This window comes from Acinetobacter sp. UBA2063, assembly GCF_002333245.1.
GTDB lineage: Bacteria > Pseudomonadota > Gammaproteobacteria > Pseudomonadales > Moraxellaceae > Acinetobacter > Acinetobacter parvus.
This window is the reverse complement of sequence record NZ_DDAH01000177.1, coordinates 1-10,983: the sequence shown is the minus strand read 5'-3', so window position 1 is coordinate 10,983 and position 10,983 is coordinate 1. Positions and strand designations below refer to the sequence as shown.

Below are 10,983 nucleotides of genomic sequence, written 5' to 3'. Positions count from 1 at the left end.
ACTGAATAAACCTTATAGGCTCTAGGTTTGTGCAACAAAGCCCTCTCCCTGTATAAACTTGATATTGTAACAAAATCAAGTTTATTAATTAGAATAAGCTAAGACAATGAAATTACGATAAATGGTTAGTCACTTTTATATTAGTATTTCTGCGAAATCAATCTCTAAAAATATAAGGGAGACTACCTCCCTTATATTTCAACCAATCGAGATAATCGGTTATCTTATATCTCTAGACCACATATCTTTTACTTAATCCCCATTCTGCCAATATCCGTCTATATGTCGTTGAAGATTTGTCTGCTGCAAAGTGCGCCTCCATTGAAACATCTAATGGAAGTTCTTCCGGTTTTTGACTCTCAACAATATCCTGATCCTCTGCAAAAATTTGTGCATTGAAGTCATATACAGCCTGTAGGTCACCCGTCGTATCAAAATTACGTGTCAACGGAACAAATAGCCTGGTTTGATTATGCGAAACAGGACAACAAGCATTCAAAATTTTTAAAATCCCATTGTTAGGAAAATAGACAGTAAGTGTTGCCGAGAATGGAGGATATACATCAAATTCTCGTTTCCATAAGAAATTCTCTGGCTCTAAATGTCTCAAACTATGAGGAAGGTTACTTACTGTAGAGATATAAATCGTTTTAAGTCCATAATCTGTTCTTTCAGTTTCATATTTTGGCACTACTGGATTATCACGATCAGCGAATGCCTTGTTATGCACCCAGGCAAAATGTGCCACATCGATAAAACCTTCAAGCTGACGACCACTAGAACCTGCTATATCAACAAATGGTGGGAGTATTGATTGATGTTCATCCGAATCCCAAGTTTCAAGAACTGGAAAATTAGCTTCACTTTCATCACGGCTAAATAAGCTGGTCCAAACTAGTCCATATTTCTCAACTACAGGGAATTTAGTTAAGGTGAACCGATCTGAAATTTGGGTAAGTTCTGGTTGAGCAGGGATTTTTACGCACTTACCTTGTGCGTTATAGTTGAGCCCATGATAGGGACAAACAATATTTTCACCTTCTACCCATCCTTTACTTAATGGCACTCCTCGATGTGGACAGATATCTCTGACCAGATGAATTTCTCCACTTTCAGTTTTATAAATAGCCATTTTGACATCAAGAAGCTGAACTTGTTGCGGTTGAGTCGTTACATCCTGGATTTGAACTACCGGATACCAATGCTGCGCTAGAATATTCCAGTCATTTGGGTCAAATTGACTACATTGTGGCTGAGTGAATAAATTGAGAACTGGTATTGCATTCATTTTAGCGCTGCCCCTCTTATAAGTTATTGATTAATTCAAACTTCTTAGCATTGCTTCATCATGACTTTTTCTTTTCTATCTGTCTATTAAAGACTTTAGGAATGGTATTTCTAATTTTTAGAACACTTTTCTTATTATTGTTCTTCTTATCTAAACTTAACGAATAACTAGCATTTTATAACTCATCACAATTCTTAATTGATGCTGAATTACTTGGACTCCTATTACTACTCTGACTTTATTTAGTGTTGCCTTTTTGGCAACGAGTTGAGCGAGATTCTCTGCTATGCACGGAATTAAATTGTCATTAAGTTGATAACAACAAAGTTCAAAGAGCCACAAAAATGTTGATATACACACCACCTTCTACGGCTAAAAGTATTCCAGTAATCGACTTAAGCGACAGTTTTTCCGATAACCTAGAAAAACGGAAATCTGTTGCGTGGGAAATCCATAAAGCATGCAGAACAACAGGTTTCTTCTATATTAAAAATCATGGTATCGCTTCTGAAGTTCTCCAAAAACAACTAGACATTGCAAAACAGTTTTTTGATCTTCCGATCGAAAACAAATTAGAGATTGATTTCAAAAACTCCAAATGCCTTCGTGGTTATGAACCTATGGCAGCCCAAACACTCGATGAGGGTTCTCCTCCTGACCTAAAAGAAGGCTTCATGTCTGGAAAAAACCTAGATTCAAGTCACCCATATGTCCAAAAAGGATATCCACAACATGGGCAAAATCAGTGGCCTGAAGACCTCCCTGAAATGAAAACTCAGACTGAAACTTATATTCAACAGGTGTTAAAACTGGGTAAACATCTAGCTGGTTTACTAGCCCTTTCTCTTGGTCTTGAAGAAAACTACTTCGAAGTAGGCTATGACGAAGCTGTGATTATTACTCGTATGCTTCACTACCCACCACAGTCTGAAGAAATTATAAATAATCAGTTGGGTTGCGGTGCGCACACCGATTGGGGCTTATTGACCCTCTTATTACAAGATGAAGTGGGTGGACTAGAAGTCCGCAACAGTGAGGGTGAATGGATTCGTGCACCTCACATTCCAGATACTTTTATCGTAAATTTAGGTGATTTAGTCCAATTCATGACTAATGGACTATACCTGTCAAATATGCACCGAGTTTTCAATAGTAAAGCAGGTATCTCACGTTATTCGGTTCCAACCTTCTTTGACTTGGATTACGAATACAAAATCAAAACGCTGCAAAATTTAGGTGATCAATTTAAGGCTGAACCTAAAGAAATGACTGTAGGTGAATACCTAGCCTATATGTATCAAAAAACTTACGCATCGAAAAAAGAAGCCGTTTAATTTATTCAACAGTTGGTATCAAAATTATGAAAAAAATGTTTCCTCTAGGTTGTGCTGGTTTAGGCATTCAAAACTCATCAAAAGAACGACCAGTAAGCCTGAATGAGCCTACTATTCTCGAACAGTTCGAAATGCTAAAAGCTGCGGAGGTCTTTGATTTTCTGGATCGTATCCCTCTTGAAGATAGTCAAATAGATGCTTACATCAAGGCAAGTCAGAAAACAAATATCCCTATTTATTCTGGTTGTGGCTTATATGTCATTGGCAAGGATGAGGAAGCATTCAAACAGGATATTAATCGTAGTGCCGCTGTAGGGGCCAAATTCCACAACATGATGATTTGGGCAAAACATGCAGATGGTCATTATGTAACGAACGAAGAAGTTGCTAAAACTTATATCGATTTCTACACCTACGCTCAAAGTAAAGGAATAACGGTTACCTTAGAGTGCCACGTTGATAACTGGTCTGAAGATTATCGTCGAGTAATTCCGGTGGCAGATCTTATAGAAAAAGAAGGTGTGCCGTTTGAGTTTGCAATGGATTACAGCCATTGTATTTTTAAAATTGAAAATGAAATTGAGCTTGCTGTATCACAAATGCGTGATGATCCTGAAGCTATCAGAAAGTTAGATCCTTTTAATAATGATAGTTTTGCAGATGATTGGCTGAATCGAAATTTAGTTACATGGGGGCAGATCCGTCCTGCAGTCCCGAATAATCCAGTTAACTGGTTAGCATTTGAAACAGGACCATATAATGGCTTAGGAACAAATCGTCCTGGCCGAGGAATTCAGTATCCATTTAATCAACCTACGGAAGGTGAATGGCATACAGACTTCTGGCATGCATATAAGCTTGCACCAACCAAAGAAGTCATTCGTAAAATCATTGATAGCTACTTGAACAATCCAAATTCTAAAGTTCAACTTATGACTGTTGATAATATCAATTTAGAGTCGTATGGTTTAAATTGGAAATACAACATGTTTGCCGACAGTTGCAGTGTTGCCCATTATATTCGTGAGATTTATGAGGAGCGACTGGCAATATTTATGGCAAAACAAAATTCAACTGATACTCTTCAAAGAGAATCAGCATGAATAACCTACTTAATTTAAAAAATATTTTCGTAAATGCCAGTCTTTTAGGACTTTTACTCATCAGTGGGGCCAATCCAGCATTGGCCGCTGATCAAGCGGCTTTTGTCTATGTCGCTCATAAAAACGATTATGGTTGGTCTTATTCACACGATATAGGTCGTCTGAAAGCAGAAAAGTCCTTACAGGGTAAATTTAAGACCTCTTATATCGAGAATATTCTAGATAATGCCGACTCTGAACGTACATTTCGGAGACTCGCACAACAAGGAAATAAGGTTATATTTGCTACTACCTTCGGGTATATGAATGCCATTGAAAAGGTAGCTAAACAGTTCCCGAACACCATTTTTATGCATGCGAACGGATATAAAACTGCAAAAAATGTGGGAGTCTATGATATCCGAACCTATGAAGGCTCTTACTTGCAAGGGGTATTGGCAGGCTATAAGACTAAAAGTAATGTTTGGGTGTTGTAGCACCATTCCCAATTCCTGAAGTCATTAGAGACATCAATGCCTATACACTTGGGGCTCAATCTGTAAATCCAAAAATTAAGACCAAGATAGTCTGGATTAACACTTGGTTTGATTCAGGAAAAGAGCATGAGGCTGCACTTGCATTAATATCGCAAAATGCTGATGTATTATCACAAGTCACCAACTCCCCCGCTGTAGTTCAAGCTGCTCAGGAAAAAGGAAAATTTGCCTTTGGCTGGAACTCAGATATGGGTAAGTTTGCTCCTAAAGGTCACCTAGCTGCATCAGTGTTATATTGGGAAAAAAATCTATACCCCTGTTTTGCAACAAGTGCATAACAAAATATGGAAGTCGGGATCGACATGGTATGGTGTCAAGGAAGGTGCCATCGATATAACTGGTTTTGGTCCAATGGTCTCTAACAATGAAAAAATGAAGGTTTTGGCAGTCCGAGATAAAATTCGTAACGGTCAATATATTGTGTTTAGTGGACCACTTTACAAACAAGATGGAACATTGCTTTTGGGAAAAGGTAAACATCTCTCAAATACGCAATTGATGAGTATGAATTATTTCGTTAAAGGCGTGGATGCTGCTTATCCAAAATAAACAAAGCTAAGCCTTTATTGAGGGATTTCGATAAGGGCTTAGCTTTTTAGTTGTACTTTTCAGGTTATGTTTATTGTCCAGCTTCGCCTCTTTGTAGGATTTCATCTGTAATAAGCCTGGAGAGAGCGTCTGTTGCTGTAGAAAGATAATGACCTTTACGTGCATACAGACCTAAATCACAGTAGATACCATTGTTATCATTAAGCGGAATATAGCGAAGGCGATTATTAATTATTTCATTTTCCAACCCAAAGAATGTCTGAAAACCAATTCCCTTATTCCTGAGTATTAACTGTTTCATTAATTCCAAAGAACTCGTTTGTATTTTAAAATTTGGAATAGCATGTTGTGCACCCGCAAATAATGGCGCCAACTGTTGATAAATAGACAAATTAGGTTTTGGCATAATCACATCATAGTCGAGGCACTGATGGAATGACACCGTCTTTTGAGAAGCCAGCGGATGGTCAGTCGATACAATTGCACCTAATTTAAAATGGGATATTGCTATTTGGTGCAAATCATTATGCTTTGGCAAGGCAAAAGCCAAGCCTAGATCCACCCGATTTTCAATGATTTCATTAGGGATATCTTTTGAGCCTAAAATTGTAACCCCTACAGTTACATTAGGATATTTGACCTGGAATTTTTCAATAATCTCTGGCAGTAAATTAATCGCTAGTGTTTCAACACTCGCAATTTCAACATGACCTTTATAAAGCCCTTTCAGTGCATCCAATTCATTCTGCAATCGCTTAGTATCTCTCAGTACTAAACTAATATGTCTTGAAAACAACTCACCTGCATGAGTAAGCACCATACCCGAAGGCACCCGATTGAATAATGGTGCTCCAATTTCATCTTCGAGTTTTAAAATTTGCCTATTTACAGCGGAAGACACGACATTTAATTGTCTGGCTGCTTCCCTGATTGAACCGCACCGGCGTACAGCATCAAAATAATGAATTGCTGCTGAGTGAAAGCGAAGACCACGTGTACTCATTTTAACATCACATCCTATTCCAACTTTAAAGTCCAAATTCATTTATAAATTTGAATGAGCTATTGAAATAGAAGCAAAAAACTTGCCATTAAGTAGCAGCCATTTTTTGGACCTAAAGCATTATTTTCAGTGCATCCCGTTGCTTTTTCAGCATCACCACTCATTTAAAAAAGTTTAAGCAATTGTTTTTATTTAATTAATTAAGAATAGCTCTCTTTTTGGCATCAGCTTGCTCGATATTCATTGCTATGCGGTCTCATGATTATTTTATAAAAAGAAAACATTATTTTTGAGAGATTGCTACATGACTGCGCTGGAAAACAATCAAAACATTACCTCTATACCCATCATCGATATTTCTGGACTTTTGGATAATGACATACAAACGCACCAAAACATTGCCTCACATATTCGGAAAGCATGCTTAGATAAAGGTTTTTTTTACATTACCGGACATGGAGTTTCTAAAGCATTACAAGATAAGGTTTTTGAATATTCCAAATTATTTTTTAGTCTTCCCCCAGAACAGAAAAAGCAGTGGTCCAAAGAGCTTTCTGAAGCAAATAGAGGCTATGAATCATTAAGAGCACAAACACTTGAACCTAATTCTCCGCCTGATATAAAGGAAGGCTTTTATATCGGGAAGGAACGCTCACCTTCAGATCCTTTTGTCATCCATAAAGCTTTTAACCAAGGCCCAAACCAATGGCCAGATATTGATGGATTTAAAGAGGTAATGGAGGAATATCAAGTTGAATTGATTAAAGTCTCTGAACGACTCATGCGTGCTATTGCATTATCTCTAAACTTGGAAGCTGACTATTTCACAGAGTTTTGTAAGGATGCAGATTTAGTCACTTTACGCTTATTACACTATCCCCCTCAACCAGCTAATGCTCAACCAAATGAAAAAGGTTGCGGGGCACATACTGATTTCGGCGGGCTTACTCTATTACTTCAAGACCATAATCGTGGTTTACAAGTATGGGATCAGTCAACAAACCAATGGATTTGGGCAGAGCCTATTGAAGATAGTTATGTCGTTAACCTAGGTGACCTAATCTCTATGTGGACGAACAATACATATAGATCCACCCTCCATCGCGTCATCAACATCTCAGGTGGGGAACGATATTCTGTTCCATTCTTCTACAGCGGTAATCACCAGTATCAGATTGAATGCATTCGAGAGTGTTTGGAGGAAAACTCAGAACCGCTATATCCACCAATCAGTGTTGAACAGCATTATCGTAACATGTTCAAAAAAACATATATCTAATAATAAGGAGTTTCCCATGAAAAAATTACCAGTTATCGACATTGCACCTCTTTATGACGTTAACCATCCTGATTATGCAGATATATGCAACCAAATTGACCAAGCATGTCGTGAATGGGGATTCTTCTATATCAGTGGTTATAAACCGAATCACCTTGCAGAAGTTCAAAGTTTAGCTAAAGAGTTTTTTAGTAAGCCTCTACAAGAGAAATTAGAAATAGATATTCAAAAGAATAAAATTGCACATAGAGGATATGGTGCATTAGGAGTAGAACAACTGAACCCTGACTTACCTGAAGACTTTAAAGAAATATATGACATGGGTGTCCATTTAGAAGCTAATCATCCCGAAGTCATTAATCAAGAACCTCTAAGGGGACCAAATGTTTATCCAAATATTGAAGGGTGGAAAGTAGCTACAGAAGAGTATTTTGATGAAATGGTGGATTTAGCAAAAATATTGCTTAATGCCATGTCTCATGCCATTGGTCTTCCGCAAAATTATTTTGATCATTGTCTGCAAGACAGCCTATGTTTTCTCCGGTTAATTCATTATCCGCCTACCTTAGACAATACAGACTCTCAAGGTTTTAATGCGGGAACACATACTGATTATGGGTGTGTAACTATTTTGGCTCAGGATGAAGTAGGTGGATTACAAGTTCAGGATGTAAATGGTAATTGGATCGATGCTCCTCCTATACCTAACACCTATGTAATCAATATCGGAGATATGATGGCACGATGGTCAAATGATCTCTATAAATCGACACCTCATCGCGTTTCGAGTCCTAAAGGAAAACAAAGATTCTCATTTCCATTTTTCATACAACCTAGTCCAAAAACTGTAATCCGCTGCCTACCTAACTGTTATAACGAATCAAATCCTCCTAAGTACTTACCAATTACTAGTATGGAATATTTGCAATCACGTTTTAGTGCAACCTACAAACATCGTGCTGAAGTTTGAATATCGGAAACAATTATATGAAAAAAAATGCGCTCTATCTATTTTTAAGCACATGTTTAATAAGCACTTATTCTTTTGCTGAGGAATCATGGTTAAATTGGCAATCCAATAGTATTTCTGCACTTTACGGTAAAGGTTTTGAAGTTGAACCAGATACACATAAAACGATTACTTTTGAACATGCGAGCAGTTGGAAATGGGGAGATCTCTATCTATTTGTCGACACTTATTGGTTTGACGGTGAAAAGACTGCTTCCCAAGGTCATAATGCGGTCTATACAGAAATTGCTCCCCGCTTTTCAATAGGAAAACTAACCAATACGAATTTGAGCTTTGGGCCAGTGAAAGATGTCCTAATAGCTACAAGCTTTGACTTAAGCATCCAAGATCAGCCTGGTTATGACGATATGTGGACTTATTTAGTTGGTCCAGGTTTTGACCTTGATATCAAAGGCTTTGATTATTTCACCCTTAATTTTTACTATCGCATTCCAGACGATGGAAACACCCCAAGTGGACAATGGCAAATCACTCCTTGCTGGTCATATACCGTCCCATTTCTTAAATCATCAATCATTTTTGATGGATACATTGATTGGGTAGTCAATTCCAAAGGTAATAACTCTTCCGACTTTCACTTTAACCCACAAATCAAATATGACCTTAGCCCTCATCTAGGCTTAAGCCCAAAAAAATTAGCAGCAGGTATTGAATACGACTATTGGAAAAACAAATTCTTAATCGAAGACACTCCATATTTTAAAACTAATCAAAATGCTACTAGTTTCATCGTCAAATATACCTTTTAGGCTGAAGGAGAAAAACATATATGACTAACACAATCACAGCCAATAACTTAAAACCAAGCTCCATGATTTTTCTCAGTATCCAGCACGTCTTGGTAATGTATGCAGGTGCTGTTTCAATTCCCCTAATTGTTGGAGGAGCTTTAGGGTTAAGCACTGCAGAAATTGCTTTCTTAATTACTGCAGATCTATTTGTTTGTGGCATTGCCACCCTCATTCAAACTATTGGTTTTAAAAATGTAGGTATTCGCTTTCCCATTATGATGGGAGTTACCTTTACTGCAGTAGGCCCAATGATTGCAATTGGGACTAATCCAGATATGGGACTACTAAGTGTATTTGGGGCAATCATTATCGCAGGGATCTTTGGCTTCCTGATTTCACCATTTATTGGAAAGTTAATACGATTCTTCCCTCCTGTGGTGACAGGAACTCAAATTCTTGTGATTGGTCTATCTCTCATTGGTATTGCAGGCACATGGTCCGCTGGCGGATATGGGGTAAAAGACTTTGGAAATCCATTGTACTTATCTATCGCTGCCTGTGTTCTATTAAGCATTATTATCATCAGCCGTTATGTTAAAGGCTTTTTGGGCAACATTTCAGTTCTAATCGGGATGGGAATTGGTTATATCATCGCTGCATTTTCTGGCCTCATCTCTTTAGACAAGATAGATGAAAGCCCATGGTTAGGTTGGGTGATGCCATTTCACTTCGGTATTCCAGAGTTTAACTTTTGGGCTGTCTTGACTATGTGCGTAGTCATGCTGGTTATTTTCATTGAAACAGCTGGGATGTTCATGGCTGTAGGTGAAATTGTTGAAGAAGAAGTGGATCAGGAAAAATTGACTCGCGGTTTTAGAGCTGACAGCCTTGGCACAATGATTGGTGGGATTTTTAATATCTTCCCGTATACATCCTATGCTCAGAACATCGGTTTGCTAGCGATCACAGGTGTTAAGAATCGCAGTGTATGTGCTTTAGCTGGTGTGTTTTTAATCCTTTTAGGTCTATTTCCTAAAATAGCTTACTTTGTTGCGTCTATACCCTCATGTGTTCTAGGTGGAGCCGCATTGTTTATGTTTGGGATGGTGACATCTAATGGTATCAAAGTACTGCAGCGTGTCGACTTTCAAAATGTGAATAATCTCTACATCATTGCAGTCAGTGCCGGCATAGGTATGTTGCCTGTATTCTCACCTACTATTTTCTCACAACTACCATCTTATCTTTCACCTCTGTTAAACAGCCCAATTTTGCTAACGGCTTTTTGTGCTGTGATTTTGAATGCTGTTCTAAATCGAAAACAGCGGATATTGGATGAACAGTATCTTCAGAAATTGAAAGATGCATAAATATCAGATACACAGCTTAAAACATTCTTGTTCTATGTAAAAAAGGGAGCTAATGCTCCCTTAATTCATTGATATCAGTAAAAGGTTTCCTCTTATTTAACTCAGTTCAAAGCTGTCACAGATCCTTTCAATCCCTGCTGGATATCGAACGCATTCTGTTCTACCACAGGCTGGTGCAGACCTTCTTCCTGATAAAACTCGTCCACCACATCTAGCCCCTCCTCAATATCCATTTCAAACAAACCATTCGCAAATCCCTGCCTTGCCGTTTGATCTAAAGCCTCTTGATTAAACCCGGCTTGTTTACTCTGTTGGTCTATATCCCTTGCAGTCTGAAGTGCGGACTGTAAATCTACTCCCTCCCTTAAAGTCAGATCCACGTAATACACAGGCTGACGATAACTCTGCGTTGTGCTTTTACCTCGTAATGTCAGTTGCAATGGCAAACATGACAGCAAACCATTTGAAGCTGCATGGTAATAGCTCAGCCGTGCAGCCAAAGTCCGAATACTGTTAAAACCCGTGGTTCTAAAGATAAAAGTTCCAAATTCATCAGATTCATCTAAGTTCACATGCAAACGGCCATAGGGTTTACATTGTCCGCCCTGTGCCAAAGGACATAAATCTGGTGATGGACAAGCTAATTGTTCTACACCTTGTTGGGTGAGTCGCTGACAGGTTTCCCCATTGCCAACACAGACCGGTCGGCCAGTCTGACGGGGCTTTGTTGCACAAACCTAGCCTATAAGGTTTATTCAGT

Annotated in this window: 8 protein-coding genes and 2 pseudogenes; 7 read left to right on the top strand and 3 right to left on the bottom strand. The window is 38.3% G+C overall.

What is annotated here, in order from left to right; genetic code table 11:
- Nucleotides 1-232 precede the first annotated feature (232 nt).
- The gene (locus tag B4H32_RS08445; protein ID WP_004992287.1) at nt 233-1,288 is read right to left on the bottom strand and encodes an aromatic ring-hydroxylating oxygenase subunit alpha; all 1,056 of its coding nucleotides are present in this window, start codon (nt 1,286-1,288) and stop codon (nt 233-235) included.
- 344 nt (nt 1,289-1,632) lie between these two features.
- On the opposite strand from B4H32_RS08445, the gene B4H32_RS08440 reads away from it, so the two are divergent.
- The 3 genes and pseudogenes from B4H32_RS08440 (at nt 1,633) to B4H32_RS12765 (ending at nt 4,810) form a co-directional block, all read left to right on the top strand.
- Complete coding sequence (locus B4H32_RS08440) at nt 1,633-2,622, top strand: isopenicillin N synthase family dioxygenase (RefSeq protein WP_286801924.1); 990 nt, start codon at nt 1,633-1,635, stop codon at nt 2,620-2,622.
- 26 nt (nt 2,623-2,648) lie between these two features.
- On the top strand, nt 2,649-3,725 hold the full coding sequence (locus B4H32_RS08435; RefSeq protein WP_000738084.1) for a hypothetical protein: 1,077 nt from the start codon (nt 2,649-2,651) through the stop codon (nt 3,723-3,725).
- Nucleotides 3,722-4,810: pseudogene (locus B4H32_RS12765) on the top strand (BMP family ABC transporter substrate-binding protein). Before B4H32_RS08435 ends, B4H32_RS12765 begins: the two are co-directional and overlap by 4 nt.
- A 70-nt stretch (nt 4,811-4,880) precedes the next feature.
- On the opposite strand, the gene B4H32_RS08415 reads toward B4H32_RS12765, so the two are convergent.
- The gene (locus B4H32_RS08415) at nt 4,881-5,813 is read right to left on the bottom strand and encodes a LysR family transcriptional regulator (protein ID WP_004778253.1); all 933 of its coding nucleotides are present in this window, start codon (nt 5,811-5,813) and stop codon (nt 4,881-4,883) included.
- Nucleotides 5,814-6,117: 304 nt separating this feature from the next.
- Between B4H32_RS08415 and B4H32_RS08410 the strand changes: the two genes are divergently transcribed.
- The 4 genes from B4H32_RS08410 to B4H32_RS08395 are packed head-to-tail and all read left to right on the top strand — an operon-like array spanning nt 6,118 to nt 10,223.
- Nucleotides 6,118-7,092, top strand: a complete 975-nt coding sequence (locus B4H32_RS08410) for an isopenicillin N synthase family dioxygenase (protein WP_000125683.1) — start codon at nt 6,118-6,120, stop codon at nt 7,090-7,092.
- A 16-nt stretch (nt 7,093-7,108) separates the two neighbouring features.
- The gene (locus tag B4H32_RS08405; protein ID WP_004778254.1) at nt 7,109-8,062 is read left to right on the top strand and encodes an isopenicillin N synthase family dioxygenase; all 954 of its coding nucleotides are present in this window, start codon (nt 7,109-7,111) and stop codon (nt 8,060-8,062) included.
- A 17-nt stretch (nt 8,063-8,079) separates the two neighbouring features.
- Complete coding sequence (locus B4H32_RS08400) at nt 8,080-8,871, top strand: outer membrane protein OmpK (RefSeq protein WP_004778255.1); 792 nt, start codon at nt 8,080-8,082, stop codon at nt 8,869-8,871.
- Between the two features lie 20 nt (nt 8,872-8,891).
- Complete coding sequence (locus B4H32_RS08395) at nt 8,892-10,223, top strand: nucleobase:cation symporter-2 family protein (protein ID WP_004839196.1); 1,332 nt, start codon at nt 8,892-8,894, stop codon at nt 10,221-10,223.
- A 101-nt stretch (nt 10,224-10,324) separates the two neighbouring features.
- On the opposite strand, the pseudogene B4H32_RS08390 reads toward B4H32_RS08395, so the two are convergent.
- A pseudogene (locus B4H32_RS08390) lies at nt 10,325-10,942 on the bottom strand (hydrolase or metal-binding protein); the annotation flags it as partial.
- Between the last annotated feature and the right edge of the window lie 41 nt (nt 10,943-10,983).

Excerpts from the sequence above, each read along its gene's own strand:
- B4H32_RS08445 (WP_004992287.1), bottom strand. The coding sequence starts at position 1,288 with ATGAATGCAATACCAGTTCTCAATTTATTCACTCAGCCACAATGTAGT.
- B4H32_RS08440 (WP_286801924.1), top strand. The coding sequence starts at position 1,633 with ATGTTGATATACACACCACCTTCTACGGCTAAAAGTATTCCAGTAATC.
- B4H32_RS08435 (WP_000738084.1), top strand. The coding sequence starts at position 2,649 with ATGAAAAAAATGTTTCCTCTAGGTTGTGCTGGTTTAGGCATTCAAAAC.
- B4H32_RS08415 (WP_004778253.1), bottom strand. The coding sequence starts at position 5,813 with ATGAGTACACGTGGTCTTCGCTTTCACTCAGCAGCAATTCATTATTTT.
- B4H32_RS08410 (WP_000125683.1), top strand. The coding sequence starts at position 6,118 with ATGACTGCGCTGGAAAACAATCAAAACATTACCTCTATACCCATCATC.
- B4H32_RS08405 (WP_004778254.1), top strand. The coding sequence starts at position 7,109 with ATGAAAAAATTACCAGTTATCGACATTGCACCTCTTTATGACGTTAAC.
- B4H32_RS08400 (WP_004778255.1), top strand. The coding sequence starts at position 8,080 with ATGAAAAAAAATGCGCTCTATCTATTTTTAAGCACATGTTTAATAAGC.
- B4H32_RS08395 (WP_004839196.1), top strand. The coding sequence starts at position 8,892 with ATGACTAACACAATCACAGCCAATAACTTAAAACCAAGCTCCATGATT.